This window comes from Methylobacterium carpenticola (genome assembly GCF_042748905.1).
Classification (GTDB): Bacteria; Pseudomonadota; Alphaproteobacteria; order Rhizobiales; family Beijerinckiaceae; genus Methylobacterium; species Methylobacterium carpenticola.
Genome location: NZ_JBHZEO010000001.1, coordinates 5,821,801 through 5,836,215, shown reverse-complemented (window position 1 = coordinate 5,836,215; position 14,415 = coordinate 5,821,801). Strand labels below are relative to the sequence as shown.

General features: G+C 72.0%; 13 protein-coding genes and 2 pseudogenes. 4 read left to right on the top strand and 11 right to left on the bottom strand.

Going from position 1 to position 14,415, the window contains the following annotated elements:
* Window positions 1–6: 6 nt before the first annotated feature.
* On the bottom strand, window positions 7–249 hold the full coding sequence (locus ACE101_RS27030; RefSeq protein WP_379136382.1) for a hypothetical protein: 243 nt from the start codon (window positions 247–249) through the stop codon (window positions 7–9).
* Window positions 250–475: 226 nt separating this feature from the next.
* Window positions 476–1,531 carry a sensor histidine kinase gene (locus ACE101_RS27025; protein WP_379136379.1) on the bottom strand — a complete coding sequence of 352 codons (1,056 nt, stop codon included), beginning with the start codon at window positions 1,529–1,531 and terminating at the stop codon, window positions 476–478.
* Between the two features lie 277 nt (window positions 1,532–1,808).
* On the opposite strand from ACE101_RS27025, the gene ACE101_RS27020 reads away from it, so the two are divergent.
* Complete coding sequence (locus ACE101_RS27020; RefSeq protein ID WP_379136377.1) at window positions 1,809–3,146, top strand: AmpG family muropeptide MFS transporter; 1,338 nt, start codon at window positions 1,809–1,811, stop codon at window positions 3,144–3,146.
* A 38-nt stretch (window positions 3,147–3,184) separates the two neighbouring features.
* On the opposite strand, the gene ACE101_RS27015 is transcribed toward ACE101_RS27020, so the two are convergent.
* A complete protein-coding gene (locus ACE101_RS27015) occupies window positions 3,185–3,631 on the bottom strand; it encodes an acyl-CoA thioesterase (RefSeq protein ID WP_379136374.1) in 447 nt (148 codons plus the stop codon).
* A 244-nt stretch (window positions 3,632–3,875) separates the two neighbouring features.
* Here ACE101_RS27015 and ACE101_RS27010 point away from each other — a divergent pair, with 244 nt between their 5' ends.
* Window positions 3,876–4,808: an EcsC family protein gene (locus ACE101_RS27010; protein WP_379136371.1), complete on the top strand. Its 933-nt coding sequence runs from the start codon at window positions 3,876–3,878 to the stop codon at window positions 4,806–4,808.
* Between the two features lie 289 nt (window positions 4,809–5,097).
* Here the strand turns inward: ACE101_RS27010 and ACE101_RS27005 are convergent.
* The 7 genes and pseudogenes from ACE101_RS27005 to ACE101_RS26975 all read right to left on the bottom strand — a co-directional run.
* Window positions 5,098–5,634, bottom strand: a pseudogene (locus ACE101_RS27005) (IS630 family transposase); the annotation flags it as partial.
* 17 nt (window positions 5,635–5,651) lie between these two features.
* The gene (locus ACE101_RS27000) at window positions 5,652–6,170 is read right to left on the bottom strand and encodes a winged helix-turn-helix domain-containing protein (protein ID WP_379129366.1); all 519 of its coding nucleotides are present in this window, start codon (window positions 6,168–6,170) and stop codon (window positions 5,652–5,654) included.
* Between the two features lie 88 nt (window positions 6,171–6,258).
* Window positions 6,259–6,971 (bottom strand): annotated as a pseudogene (locus ACE101_RS26995) (glutathione S-transferase).
* On the bottom strand, window positions 6,972–7,682 hold the full coding sequence (locus ACE101_RS26990) for a YidB family protein (RefSeq protein WP_379136369.1): 711 nt from the start codon (window positions 7,680–7,682) through the stop codon (window positions 6,972–6,974). It lies immediately after the preceding pseudogene.
* A gap of 64 nt (window positions 7,683–7,746) precedes the next feature.
* Window positions 7,747–8,472, bottom strand: a complete 726-nt coding sequence (locus ACE101_RS26985; protein WP_379136366.1) for an SDR family NAD(P)-dependent oxidoreductase — start codon at window positions 8,470–8,472, stop codon at window positions 7,747–7,749.
* Window positions 8,465–9,865, bottom strand: a complete 1,401-nt coding sequence (locus ACE101_RS26980) for an ANL family adenylate-forming protein (protein ID WP_379136363.1) — start codon at window positions 9,863–9,865, stop codon at window positions 8,465–8,467. The genes ACE101_RS26985 and ACE101_RS26980 overlap by 8 nt, the downstream gene beginning before the upstream one ends.
* Window positions 9,852–10,109: an acyl carrier protein gene (locus ACE101_RS26975; protein WP_379138959.1), complete on the bottom strand. Its 258-nt coding sequence runs from the start codon at window positions 10,107–10,109 to the stop codon at window positions 9,852–9,854. The genes ACE101_RS26980 and ACE101_RS26975 overlap by 14 nt, the downstream gene beginning before the upstream one ends.
* An 85-nt stretch (window positions 10,110–10,194) precedes the next feature.
* Here ACE101_RS26975 and ACE101_RS26970 point away from each other — a divergent pair, with 85 nt between their 5' ends.
* A complete protein-coding gene (locus ACE101_RS26970; protein WP_379136360.1) occupies window positions 10,195–11,061 on the top strand; it encodes a hypothetical protein in 867 nt (288 codons plus the stop codon).
* Between the two features lie 5 nt (window positions 11,062–11,066).
* Entirely contained in the window at window positions 11,067–12,767 is a 1,701-nt protein-coding gene (locus ACE101_RS26965) for a thiamine pyrophosphate-binding protein (protein WP_379138956.1), read from the top strand.
* A 313-nt stretch (window positions 12,768–13,080) separates the two neighbouring features.
* Here ACE101_RS26965 and ACE101_RS26960 read toward each other — a convergent pair whose 3' ends face one another.
* On the bottom strand, window positions 13,081–14,340 hold the full coding sequence (locus ACE101_RS26960) for an ABC transporter substrate-binding protein (RefSeq protein WP_379136357.1): 1,260 nt from the start codon (window positions 14,338–14,340) through the stop codon (window positions 13,081–13,083).
* Between the last annotated feature and the right edge of the window lie 75 nt (window positions 14,341–14,415).

The window sequence follows — 14,415 nt, the reverse complement described above, 5'->3', positions numbered from 1 at the left end:
AAGCCTCTACTGCGGCACCGTCTCGTCCATCGGCGGCAGATGAAAGGTCGCCTGCGGGCGCACGGCCTCGACGCCGTCCGCCGTCCTCAAGTCGTCGGCCAGGGCGGAGTCGCTCCGCCCCACGATCGTCCGAAAGCGCGGGATCGTTTCCTGAACATGAAATCCCTTGGCTTCGAGGGATTTCGCAACTTGGTCGATGTCACCCCGCCGGCTCGGCGCGACCATGACCACCATACCGACGTCCGCCATTGCAGATCCTCTTCGGGTCGATGGCCCATGCCCGCAATATCGGCCCCGCCCGCCGTTCAGGCAAGCGACGGGGTTCTTCTCGCTATCAGGCGCCGATTATCCATTATACTTGCCAGAAAACAGTTTTCCGACACGCCCCGGCCGAAGACCGGAAATCTCATCGAAGCGATACGGCAACCAGTCACTCGGGGCAGGTCCGGCCACGGCCGGTGGCGGGAGCGCTCCCTCACCCCTCCGCCCGGCCGAGCGGCAGCGACACGAGCGCCCGGGTGCCGGGGGCGGCATCATCCCAGCGCAAGGTCCCGCCGAGCTGGCGCACCAGCATGCCGACGAGGGTGAGGCCGAACCCCTCCCGCCCGGCCGGCAGGCCGATGCCGTCGTCGGACACTTCCAGGCGGAGGCGGCCCGCCTCGCTCACGGCCGCGATCCGCACCGTGCCCGGCCGCTCGCCCGGGAAGGCGTGGCGCACCGCGTTGGCGGCGAGTTCGTGCAGGAGCAGACCCAGGGGGACCGCCTGCTCGGCCGGAACGAGGACCGGCGCGACCTGAACCACGACGACGAGGCGGCCGGGCTCGATCTCCGCCGCGAGTTCGCCCGCCATCTCCTCCGCGAAGACCGGCAGGTCGAGGCCGCCGCCATCCGGTCCACCGAGGAGGCGCTGGACGGCCGCGAGCGCGCCGACGCGCTCGGCCATCCGGTCCAAGGCCGCGCGGGCGGCGGCCTCGGGGCTGCGCCGGGCCTGGAGCATCAGCAGGGAGGCGATCACCTGCAGGGTGTTCTTGGTGCGGTGGTCGAGTTCGTGCAGCAGCGCCGTGCGGCGCTCGAGGGTGTCCTGGAGCGCCGCCACAGGATCGTCCTGGAAGCGATCGTCCTGGAAGCGATCGTCCTGAGCGGGCAGAGGGCTGAGCACCGCGAAGGCGTGGCGCGCGCCGGCGGGCGTGCGCACGGCGCTCAGGGTCATCGACACGGGCTGGAGACTCCCGTCCTTGCGGACCAGCCGCGCCTCGCCTTGCGCCGCCCGTCCGCGCGAGAAGGCGGCGCGGGAGCCGAGGGGCAGCAGGCTCGCCCAGGCTTCCTGCAGGAAGGCGCTGTCCCGGCCCAGGATCTCCTCGGCGGCGTAGCCGGTGAACCGGCAGAAGGCCTCGTTCACGAAGGCGACCGGGTAGCCGGGCGGCCGGGTCTCCACCAGCATCATCGGGACGGCGCTGGCGCGGATCGCGGCCGCGAAGGTCTCGTCGGCGCCCGCGGGGCCGGCTCCGGCTCCGGCTCCCGGGCGGCTCACCGTGGCCCTGGTCGATCGGCGGGCTGCCCCGGCCATAGCCTCTCCCCACTTCCCAGCCGTCAAGCCTCTTGCCAAACGAACCCCCGGCCGGATCGCGGGTTCCCGCCAGAGCCATGTCACCACACGTGTTTCGTCGTGACACGTCCCATTCCACGCCTCTTGCCGCGCCCCTCGCCTGCCACATCCCCTTCGGCCGGGCGTTAACGGGTCGTGAACCATGATGCGGCCTCACTCCTCGGGCGGAGTACGCCGTGACATCAAGCGAGGACGCGACCCGATGACCACCGGCTGGCTCGACAGCACCCGGCAGACCCTGCGCGACGCCGCGAGCGACCGGCGCATGGCCCTGATGCTGCTCCTCGGCTTCGGGGCGGGGCTGCCGATCCTCCTCGTCTTCGCGACCCTGTCGGCGTGGCTGCGCACGGCGGGGATCGAGCGCTCCAGCATCGGGCTCCTCAGCTACGTCTCCCTCGCCTACACGCTGAAGTTCCTCTGGGCCCCCGTCATCGACCGCTTCGACCTGCCGGTGCTGGCCCGCCTCCTCGGCCGGCGGCGGGGCTGGATGCTCGCCGCGCAGCTCCTCGTCGCGGGCGCGCTCGTCGCCATGAGCCGGGGCGACCCGTCCCAGTCCCTCGGCTACATGGTGGTCTGCGCGCTCACCATCGCCTTCGCCTCGGCGACGCAGGACATCGTGGTGGATGGCTGGCGCATCGATTCCGCCCCGGCCGAGCGCCAGGGCATGATGCTCGCGGCCTACCAGCTCGGCTACAGCCTCGCGCGGATCTGCGCGGGGGCGGGCGCGCTCTTCGTCGCCGACGCCTTCGGCTGGACGCCCGCCTACGCCACCATGGCGGCCCTGATGCTGATCGCCGTGGCCGGCTGCCTCGCCGCCCCGAAGGTGCAGGCGGTGGATCCGCCCGCGGGCCGGGGCTGGCGCACGGCCCTGCGCGAGGCGGTGGTCGATCCCTTCGCCGATCTCGCGCGGCGCAAGGGGCCGGGGCTGGCGCTGATCCTGATCCTGATCACGCTCTACCGCCTGCCCGACATCGTCTCGGGCATCATGGCGAACCCGCTCTACATCGACATGAAGTACTCGCTCTCCGAGATCGCCACCGTGTCGAAGGTCTACGGGGTGTGGATCGGCGTCGCGGGGGCCTTCGCGGGGGGGATCGCGGTGAGCCGGCTCGGGCTCCTCAGCGCGCTCCTCGTCGGCGGCATCGCCGCGGCGGCCTCCAACCTGATGTATGCCTGGGTGGCGGTGGCCGGGCACAACCTGCCGCTCCTCATCGCCAGCATCAGCATCGAGAACTTCGCGGGCGCCTTCGCGGGGACGGCGCTCATCGCCTACATGTCGAGCCTGACCTCGCCGGCCTTCGCGGCCACGCAATACGCGCTGCTCTCCTCGCTCTACGCGCTGCCGGGCAAGTTCGTGGGCGGCCTCTCGGGCTTCGCCGTCGATGCGGTCGGCTACCCGACCTTCTTCATCCTGACCTCGGCCACCGGCATCCCGGTGGTCGCCCTCTGCCTCGCCCTGCGCCTGCTGCCGGAGGAGCGGCCCACCCCGCCGCCCGCCGCCGAAACGGCGGAGCTGCGCGGCGAGGGCGTCGCCGCCTGAGCCTCAGACGATGTCCGGACCGATCGTCCGGACAGGCCTCACACCGACCACGCGCCGAAGCCGCCGTCGTCGCCGACGGAGGGGGCCGGCTCCGGCGGGACGGCGCGCGGGCGGCGGTTCTCGTCGATGGCCACGAAGGTGAACAGGGCCTGCGTGACCTTGATGGTCTCCTCGCTCTCGCGGGCCCGGCGCCACGCCTCGATCTGGATGCGCATCGAGGAGCGGCCCACCGCGACGATGCGGGCGTAGAGGCTGACCTCGTCGCCGACCACGACCGGCTGGAGGAAGGTCATGCCCTCCACCGCGATGGTGGCGCAGCGCCCCCGCGCGCGGCGCGCCGCGACGTTGCCGGCGGCGAGATCCATCTGCGCCATCAGCCAGCCGCCGAAGATGTCGCCGGCCGGGTTGGTGTCGGCCGGCATGGCGATGGTGCGGATGACCGGAGCGCCCCAATCAGGGGTGGTCGCGGGCGGATCGGTGGACATGGAACGAACTCTTGCATGGACGGCCGGGCCGAGGCCGCACCGTACCCGGCTCCCCGGGTGCGGGGCTACTGGCCTTGAGACCGGAGGCGGCCCCGTTGCGTCAACGCCACGCAAGCGCCGAGCCAATCACCTCTGCCCCGAGCCAATCACCTCTGCCCCCGGGCCGATCAACCCTTGCGGAACCCGCCCCGGCATCGCCAGCTTTCCCTCGTCCGTTCCCGTGCGCCAGCCCGAGGTTCAAGCCGTGACCGAGATCGTCGCCGTCGAGACCGCGCCGCTTCCCAGCCCCCCGCCCGCGCCCGAGCCGCTCAGCGCCGAGGATCGCGAGACGCTGCGCCGCGCGGTCGCGGTTCTGGAGCGCCCGAGCTTCGCGGCGCGGCTCTCGGCCATGGCGGGGGCGCCCCTCGATCTCCTGGGCCGCGCCATGCCCGCGACCGTTACCGAGGCGATCACGCACGCGACCGAGACGGCGATGAAGGGCGCGTTCCACGTCGCCCTCGCGACCCTGCCGAGGACGCCCGAGACGGCGGCGGTGACGCCGGCCGCGGAGGCGCCGCGCCCGAGCCTGCGCGCCCGCGCCCTCGAGCTCCTGGAGCGCTTCCCGCCGGGCGACCGCGGGCACAAGGCGCTCGCGGCGGTGTCGGGGGCAGTGGGCGGCGCCCTCGGCTTCGCGACGCTCGCGGTGGAGCTGCCCGTCTCCACCACGCTGATGCTGCGCTCCATCGCCGAGATCGCCCGGCGCGAGGGGGAGGATCTGAGCGATCCCGAGGCCGCGCTCGCCTGCATGCAGGTCTTCGCCCTCGGCGGCCGCGGCGGCACCGAGCCGAGCCCGACCGACAGCGGCTACTTCGCCGTGCGCGGCATGCTCGCCAAGTCCCTGTCCGAGGTGACGCGCTACGCGGCCGGCCGCGGCCTGCTCGACGAGAGCGCCCCGGCGGTGATGCGCTTCCTCGCCCAGATCGCCTCGCGGTTCGGCCTCGTGGTCTCGCAGAAGGTGGCGGCGCAGGCGGTGCCGGTGATCGGCGCGGTGGGCGGGGCGGCGGTCAACGCGGCCTTCATGGACCATTTCCAGACCATCGCCCGCGCGCATTTCGCCGTGCGGCGCCTGGAGCGGCGCTACGGCAAGGACGCGGTGCGGGAGGCCTACGAGGCGGAGCGGGCGGCCCTGGCCGGGTGAGGCGCCCCGCCCGACGCTCGCGATGAAGCGGCCAATGCCGTCATCGGGTGTCCCAGCCCATTCTCCCCCTTTCCGGGCCCGTTCGGGCCTGCACGACGGCAACGAAGTGGACGGAGATCCGGGACTGGGGGAGCCGGCCGGCATCTCCAGGAGTGTCACGGCTTACCGCCTCGTACGGTTTCCGGATGATCGCTTCGCGATGCGGAAACCGGCCTCGCTCAGGCTCCGCGCGGGCTCCTGATACGGTTTCCGAAAGTGATCTTCCGGAAACCGTATCATACCGCCGCGCTTATGAACTGATCTGTTCCAAGTAGGGATAGGCGCAGAGGGTCTTGATGCGGCCGGTCTCTGCCGCGAGCGCAGTCCAGGCCCGGCAGCACGCCTCGACGACGGCCTCGTCGTCGGCCAGAAGCCGATGGGAGAGGTAGCGCTCGCGCAGGTAGAGCCAGACACGCTCGACCGGGTTCAGCTCGGGACTGTAGGGCGGCAGCGGCACGAGGGTGAGGTTGGGCGGGAGCGTCACCGCGCGCGGATCGTGCCAGCCCGCACCGTCCCGCACCATCACAGCGTGGGTGTCGGCTGGGATGCTGGCCGCAAAGTCGGCCAGGAAGCGATCCATGGCCTGAGTGCAGACCCGCGGCAGCACGAGGGCGAACTCCTCGCCTGTGGCGGGCCGCACGGCTGCGAAGATGTAGGCTGAGGCGAGGCGCTTGTCGCACAGCCCTGGTGGGCGTTGGCCGCGCACCCACCAGCGATGGCCGGTCCGGCCCTTCTGGCCCACGCGCGCCTCGTCCATGAACCAGAGCGCGATCGTCTTGTCCGGATGGGCTTGGGCCGCCGCCGCTACGGCGGTGCGAAGCCCCCTTTGGCGAAAGCGGCCGCCGCACGGGCGTTCCGCTTCGGGTGAACGGGCCTGGCCTTCTGCTTCGACAGCCCGAGCCGACGCACGACCCGCGACATGGATTGCGGGCACATCGTCTTGTCGAACCGCTCCTCGATGAAACGGCAGAGGTCCGGCAGCGTCCAACTCGACGGCTCCCCTTGCTCGGGATCTGGCCCAACCAGGATCCGATGCACCAGAACTGCTTGCTCACCCTCGCTGAGGATCTCTCGCCTGTGGCCGTGCGGACGATCCACCAGCCCGGCCAACCCCTCGGCATTGAACCGGATCACCGCATCGCGCAGGGCTTGGCGCTCCATTCCGGCCGCCCGCGCCGCCTCGGCGCGGCTCATGCCCTCCAGCGCGTTGGCGACGGCTAGGAGGCGCTGCATCGTGCGTCGGCGGGGCTCGCGCCGGGCCAGGCGACGCAACTCGGCGGCGCTGGCGAGATCGGTGCGGATCGTCAGGCCCGGTCGTGCCATCGCGGCCTCCTGCTGCACAGGCCGCAGGCCAGCACAGACGCGCTGCACAACCAACTCACGTTCGAGTCAACGCCAAAGCGCGGCGGTATCAGCCATCGAGTTCCGGATAGCGTCGGAAGATCCCGTCCTCGTTGAAGGGCTCCCGCCGGTCGCTCGCCAGATAGGCGGCGATCCGCGGGCGCTGCGCCACCGCCGCGTGCAGGGCCGCGACCTTCGGCGTGCCGGCCAGAACCCGCGCCGTCGCCGCCGGGAAAGCGTAGCGCAGGCCGTCCACCAGCTGGAACAGCGACAGGTCGGCGTAGCTCGGGGCGGCGCCCACCAGATGCGCCGGCCCGTCCGGGTTCGTGGCGAGGACGTGCTCGAACCAGCCGAGGAAGGCCGGCAGGCGCTCCTCGCGGAAGATTCTCGCCGCCCGCGCCGCCTCCGGCTTCTGGTCCGCGTAGGTGAGGCTGCTCGCGATCGGGTGATGGGTGTCGTGCGCCTCGGCGACGGCATCCGCCACCGTGAGCTGGAGCTGATGCGTGCGGATCCGCGCGGCCTCGCTCTCGCCCACGAGACCGAGCCGGGGCCCGAGATGGAGCAGGATCGCGGCGGTCTGGCCGATGAGGAGATCGCCGTCCTTCAGCACCGGGCAGGCGAAGGCGGGGCGCGGCCCGTCCGCGCCGAGGAGGTCCGACAGGGCGCCGATGCCGCCGGGGCCCCGGGCCACGTCGACGTACTCGGCGCCCGCCTCCTCCAGGGCGAGGCGCACGAACTCGCCCCGGCCCTGGAGCCGGGCCAGTAATAGAGCGCGTAGGCCATCTACCAGCCCCGCATCTCGCCGTCGGTCGGGCGCCGGCCCTGCGGCGTCAATCCGTCGATCACCCCCGGCAACACCTGGGCGAGCTGCGCCAGGAGGTCGTCGCGGGACAGGCCGGTCTCGCGGCTCAGGGTGTCCACCGTATCGGGGCCGAGGGCCTGCGCGAGCTGGCGGGGCTCCACCGCCCGGTTCGGGCCCGCCCCGATCCAGGATTCGATCACGTCGCCGAGGCCGCCGCGGCGGAAGCTGTCGATGAGCCCGCCGAGCCCGTCCGGACCGGCATTGTCGGGGATCTCGCGGTCGAGGCCCGAATACGGGCCGGCGCCCTGGTCGAAGGGATTCGGCACGCTGCCGCGGGCCTCGCCGCCGCGCGGACCCACCTGCGGCGCACCGCCCGGCCCGTCGAGCATGCCGGAGAATTCGGAGAACGGATTGTCCGGGTCGGCATCGCGCGGGCCGGGGCGGGGCTCGAAGCCCCCGTCGCCGCGCGGATACGGGGCGGGCGCCGGGGAGGCCTCGGGCCGGCGACCGCTGCCGAAGATGTCGCCGAAGCCGCCTTGCAGTGCCTTGGTGGCGAGCAGCATCAGCAGCGCCTTGACGAGGGGCGACATCGCCGCGGAACCGCCCGCCCCGCCTTGGCGATCTTGACGGCCCTGGCCCCCGCCCAGCACGTTGCCGAGCACCGAGCCGATCACCTGATCGAGCAGACCCATGACGTCCCTCCCGCCGCACCGATGATGGCGGTGCGTTAACCCGGCGGGAGGACAGGGGTTGCGGTCAGGCGGTGCTGCCCGCGTCGATCGTCATCACGGTGCCGGTGATGTTGCGGCCGGTCTCGCCCATCAGGAAGTCGACGGCATTCGCCACGTCCGCCGCCTCGGCGAGGCGGCGCAGGGCGCTGCGCCCGGCGATCTTGCGGCGCTCCGCCTCGCCGAGGCCGCCCGTCATCTCGGTGTCGATGAAGCCCGGTGCCACCGCGTTCACCGTGATGCCGAGCGGGCCGACCTCGCGGGCGAGGGAGCGCGTGAAGCCGATCATCGACGCCTTGGTGGCGGCGTAGACCGAGAGCGCGTTGTAGCCCGTCGCGGCGATGATCGAGCTGACATTGACGATCCGCCCGGCGCCCTCCGCCATCATCGCGCGCACCGCGTGCTTGGTGAGCACGATCGGCGCCAGGGTGTTGACCCGCACCAGAGCCTCGATGTCGGCGAGCGGCATCATCGCGAGCAACCCCTCGGTGCCGAGGCCCGCATTGTTGACGAGGCCGTAGAGGGGCCCGTGCGCCTCGCGCAGGCGCCGCACGAGGTCGGGCAGGGCGCCGATCTCCGAGAGGTCGGCGGCCGCGAAGCGGATCTCGCCGGGCCCGGCCGCGCGCATCGCCGCCTCCAGCGCCTCGCCCGGGCGGCGCGCCACCGCGATCACCCGGAAGCCCGACCCGGCGAGCGTCCGCGCGACGGCGAGGCCGAGGCCCCGGCTGCCGCCCGTGACGAGGACGTTACGCATGACGCATCTCCGGTCGCGGCGCGGCGCCCCGGGCGAGCTTGCCGGCTCCCGTCACCGCCAGCACCTCGGCGACGCGGACCAGGGCCGGGACCTTGTGGGCGGGGAGCGCCGCCCGGCAGGCGGTCAGGATCTCGGCCGTCACCGCCTCGGGCGCGGCCCCCGCCTCGTCGAGCACCACGGTGGCGGTGACGAGCGCCCCGGTGATCGGGTTGCGGCGGCCCTCGACCAGGGACATCCGCACCCGCGGATGCCGGTTGATCACCGCCTCGACCTCCTCGGGATGCACCTTGAGGCCGCCGACATTGATGATGCCGCCGCGCCGGCCGACGAAGTGGCAGCGCCCGTCGCGGATCTCGATCATGTCGCCGGTGTCGACGAAGCCCTCGTCGTCGATCAGGACCGGGGCACCCTCGCCCAGATAGGTGCGGGCGGTGCGGCCCGAGCGGATCCGCAGGGAGCCGTCGCGCAGGCGCAGCTCCACGCCGTCCTCGCGCAGGCCGAGGAAGCTCTCGGGGAAGCCCTCGCTGCCGTCCGTCACCTCGAATCCGACCCCGGCCTCCGTGGAGGCGTAGGCGTGGCCGATCGAAGCGGCCGGGAAGGCGCCCTTAAGGGCGTCGAGCACCGCCTGATCGGCGATCTCGCCGGAGAGGCGCACATAGGACGGGGCGAAGGCGTGAAGCGCCGGGCTCATCAGCGCCCGGCGCCAGTGCGAGGGCGTGCCGGAGACGTGGCTGGCCCCGTGCCGGCCGAGGCGGCGCAGGAACTCCGCCACCGGCTCGTCCTTGGCCGCGAGCACCAGCGAGCCGCCGCCGAGGACGCCGCGCAGGAAGATCTGAAGACCGCCGTAGCGGCGGATGTCGTAGAAGGTCGACCAGACCGGCGGCGGCGCCCCCGCCTCCCGCGGGCGGATCGCCCCCGTGAGCCCCGCGAGGTCGTGCACGACCATCTTCGGCACGCCCGTGGTGCCGGAGGTCAGCAGCACCCACTCGGTGGCGACGGGCGCGGCTGCGGGGAGCGGGGCCTCGGCCAGGGGGCCGATGGCGACGACGGGACGTCCCGCGAAATCCGGCCGGGCCGCCGGGTCGAGATCCGTCACCACCGCCTCGATGCCGGCCCGGTCGATCAGGACGGGGAGATGGGCCGGGTCGAGATCGGGCGGGGCGAGGAGGAGACGGCGCGCGAGGCCGTCGAGATCGATGAGGGCGAGGGCGGCGGCGAACGGGTCGGCCGTCGCGATCAGCACCGCCCGGCCGGCGAGCCCGTCGCGGGCGCCGCCGAGTGCGCTCTGCCGGGGCAGCGCCGCGAAGGAGGCCTCGGCGTCCCGGCCCGCGAGCCGGCCGCCGGCCGCGCCCAGCAGGGCCGCACGGAGCGAGGCGGGCTCAGGCCGCGGCATCGACGGCGGCGCTCTCGTAGAGCGCGACGAACTCGCCGACCGTCACCGGGAACGCGATCTCCTCGGCCATGGTGAACGGGTCGGCGCCGAGATCAACCTCCAGCCGCGCCACCAGGATCGCGAAACACAGCGAGTCCAGCCCGGTCTCCGTCAGAAGCGTTTCGTCTTCGAGCGGCGCCAGCTTCCTCTGCTGCTCATGCGCGACCTTCCTCATCTGATCGAGAACTGTTAACCTTACAGTCATTATAGCCCAACCCCTATGCTGCACATGAGCTATACCAGCCGCGCCGAAAAACTCGCAAGGTCTTCGGCGGCATAGGGTGAATGGAATGGTCACGGACGCCCGCAGGGCCGTGAAGCGCCGGCAGATCACGGAATCCGATCTGGAGGCGGTGGCGGCCCTGTTGAGCCGGGGCTTCCGGATGCGGCCGGCGCGCTACTGGCTGCGGGGACTGCACCGGCAGGCGGCGCGGGCGGTGCCGGAGGGCTATCCGCGCTTCGGCTACCTGCTCGAATCCGAGGGGCGTCCGGTCGCCGTGCTGCTGACGATCTTCTCCGAGGCCGAGAATGCGGGCCGGCGCGTGGTGCGCTGCAACCTGTCGAGCTGGTATTCGGAGCCCGCCTTCGCGGGTCAGGCGGCGCTCCTCGTCAGCGCGGTTTTGCGCGACAAGGACGTGACCTACCTCAACCTGTCCCCGGCCCCGCACACGCAGCCGATCATCGAGCGGCAGGGCTTCCACCGCTTCAGCCGCGGCCAGATGCTGTGCCTGCCCTGGCTCTCCGGCGGCGAGCCCCTGCGCATCCACCGGATCCGCGGCCGGATGCCGGCCGCCCTCGACCTGCCGGAAAGGGCGCTCATCGAGGCGCACGCGGCCTATGGCTGCCTCTGCCTTGTCGGGGAGGCGGCGGACGGGCTGCATCCCTTCGTGCTCGCGCCCCGGCGCATCAAGCGGCTCCTGCCGACGATGCACCTGATCTACTGCCGCGACCCGTCGGACTTCGTGCGCTTCGCCGGGCCGCTCGGCCGCCACCTGCTCCGGCACGGCTGCCCGAGCGTGCTCGTCGACGTCGACGACGCGGTTCCCGGGCTCGTCGGCTGCCGGGTCGGCCACCACCAGAACAAGTACTACCGCGGCCCGAACCCGCCCCGGCTGGGGGAGATCCCCTACACCGAGGGCGTGATCTACGGCCCGTGACCGCGATGGAGCGCGAGACGGCGATGACGGCGAGGGAATCCGGGCGCAATGCCGCCCGCGTGCTGGTGGACCAGCTGGTGGCGAACGGCGTGCGCCACGTCTTCACGGTGCCGGGGGAGAGCTTCCTGCCGGTGCTCGACGCCCTGCGCGATTCCGGCATCACGGTCACGACCTGCCGCCAGGAGGGGGCCGCCGCCATGATGGCGGAGGCGCACGGCAAGGCCACCGGCCTGCCCGGCATCTGCTTCGTGACCCGGGGGCCCGGCGCCACCAACGCCTCGGCGGGGCTGCACGTGGCGCAACAGGATTCGACCCCGATGATCCTGTTCGTCGGCCAGGTCGAGCGGCGCTTCCGCGGGCGCGAGGCGTTCCAGGAACTCGATTACCGGGCGGTGTTCGGCCCGATGGCCAAGTGGGCGACGGAGATCGACGATCCCGACCGGGTGCCGGAGCTGGTCTCGCGCGCCTTCGCCACCGCCACCGCCGGCCGGCCCGGCCCGGTGGTGATGGCCCTGCCGAAGGACGTGCTCGGCGAGTTCACGGACGCTCCGCTCGCGCCGCCCTTCGTTCCGGTGGAGGCGGCGCCCGGGGCCGACGACGTGGCGCGGCTCGGCGACCTGATCGCCTCGGCCGAGCGGCCGATCGTGGTGCTGGGCGGCAGCCGCTGGACGGAACAGGCCTGCGCGGACATCGCGCGCTTCGCGGAAGCCTTCGACCTGCCCGTCGCCACGAGCTACCGGCGCAGCCCGCTCTTCGACGCGCTGCACCCCTGCTACGCGGGCGATCTCGGCCTGTCGCCGAACCCGAAGCTCGTGCGGCGGGTGAGGGACTCCGACCTCGTCGTGCTGCTCGGCGGGCGCCTCGGCGAGATCCCCTCGCAGGGCTACGGCCTCCTGTCGATCCCGGGGCCGCAGACGCGCCTCGTGCACATCCATGCCGGGCCCGAGGAGATCGGGCGGGTCTACCAGCCCTTCCTCGCCATCAACGCGGCGCCGGCCCGCACCGCCGCGGCGCTCGCGCGCCTCGCGCCCCCGGCCCGCATCCCCTGGCGGGAGGAGACCTGCGCGGCGCATGCGGAGTTCCTCGCCTGGGGCGAGACGGCGACGCCGCAGCCGGGCGGGGTCAATCTCGGGGAGGTGATCGTCCACCTGCGCCGGACGCTCCCGCGCGACGCCGTTCTGTGCAACGGGGCGGGCAACTACGCGGCCTGGATCCACCGCTTCTTCCGCTTCCGCGGCTTTGCGGGCCACATCGCCCCGACCTCGGCCTCGATGGGCTACGGCCTGCCGGCCGCGGTGGCGATGAAGCGCCTGTGGCCCGAGCGCACCGTGATCTCGCTCAATGGCGACGGCGACTTCCTGATGAACGGGCAGGAATTCGCGACCGCCGTGCAGTACCGTCTGCCGATCGTGGTGATCGTCTGCGACAATGCGAGCTACGGCACGATCCGGATGCATCAGGAGCGCGAGTTCCCGGACCGGCCGATCGCCACCGACCTGCACAACCCGGATTTCGCCGCCTATGCGCGGGCCTTCGGCGGCCTCGGCTGGACGGTGGAGCGCACGGAGGATTTCCCGGCGGCCTTCGCGGAGGCGCAAGCCGCGGGGCGCCCCGCGATCATCCACCTGAAGATCTCGACCGACGCGATCACGCCGGGGCAGACCCTGACGCAGATCCGCGACAGGGCGCTGGCGGGACGGGCGTGAGATCGAACGGTTGAGACGGTTTCCGGACGATCACGTCCGGAAACCGTCTCACGAGCCCGCACGGCGGGGCCTCGGCGGGGCTTTGCCCCCGCACGCTTGAGCGAAGCCGGTTTACCGCATCGCGAAAGCGGTGGCGCAGCCATCGCCAAGCGATCGATCGGAAACCGTGTATCCGAGGCGCCAATCTCTTGGATGAACGTTCTGGGGCGCTTCGCGCCCTCCGGGTCCGTTCCGCGCGGGATCGATGCGCCGCAGCGCTTCGGTGACGATGCGGTCACCGAAGGCTCGCCCGGACGGGGGACAACGCCCGCCGTCAGCCCGGCATCGGCCACTTCGCCTCGGACACCGCCGTCTCGGCCGGGAAGATCGTCACGAACTTCCCCCCGAGATATTGCAGCAGGACCGGGTTCGCGTCGTTGTTCTGGCCGTCCGGACCGAACTTCACCTGCGACCAGGGCATGATCGTCTGGCTGCCGGGAATCACGAGGGCCGAGAGGGCATCCCGGACCTTCGGCCCTTCGGCGGACTTCGCCGCGTCGATGCCGGCCGCGAGCACGAGGAGGCCCATCAGCTGGCGCGAGGTGAGGTCGTTGAGATCCTTGCCGGAGCGGGCCTTGAAGAGCGCGTTGACCTTGCCCACGCTCGGGCGCTTCTGCGCGAGGTCGAGGGAGAAGCTGCCGCGGCTGATCACGCCCTCGAGATGCTGGCCGACCGCGTCGTAGAGCGCCTTCTCGGAGAAGCCCGCATCCTGCGCGACGATGTTCTTCGGCTTGTAGCCGATATCGGCCATCGTCTTCACGAGCAGGATGGCGTCGGTGGTATAGCTCGACGGCATCAGCACGTCGGCATCCGCGGTCTTGAGCTGGAGCACCTCGGCGGTGAGCGAGGGCGAGTTCGAGCGGTAGCGGATATCGGCGACGATCTTGTAGCCGCGCTCCTTGGCGAGCGCGGTCTGCGCGTTGGCCGAGTCCGTGCCGAAGATCGTGTCCTCGTGGAACAGCGCGAGCGTCTCGATCTTCTTGCCCTGCTTGCGCAAAGCATCGAAGAAATCGAACATCGCCTTCGAGAACATCTCGTCGTGAGCGGCCGGCCGGAAATAATACTTCAGCCCGCGCCGGTGCAGGCTCGGCGAGGAATTGTCCGAGGAGAGGAAGGGCACCTGATAGCGCTCGGTGGTCTGGCTGACCGTGGCGGCGACCGCGCTCTGGTAGGTGCCGATCACGGCGGAGACCTTCTCCTGCGTGATCACGCGCTCGGCCTCGCTGCGGCCCTTCTGCGGGTCGCCCTGGTGGTCGGCATAGACCATCCGGATCTTGGCGCCGCCGAGCCCCGGCAGGCCGGCCCCTTTCGCGAGCGGCAGGTCGAGGTCGGGATGGTCGGTGTTGATGATGTCGAGGGCGGTCTCGATCGCGTGCTTGGCATCGACGCCGATCTGCGCGCTCGCGCCCGAGAACTGGAACAGCGCGCCGATCACGATCTCCTGCGCCTGGCCGAAGGAGGGGCGCGCGCCGAGGGCGGCGAAGGCCGCCGCGGTCGCCGCGACGGCGTTGCGGCGGGTCAGTCCAGGCTTCATCGTGGTTCGTCCTTGCAAGAGAAGACAAAGGCCCCGCTACGCGACGGCCGGCATCGGGCCTTGCCGGGCGGTCGC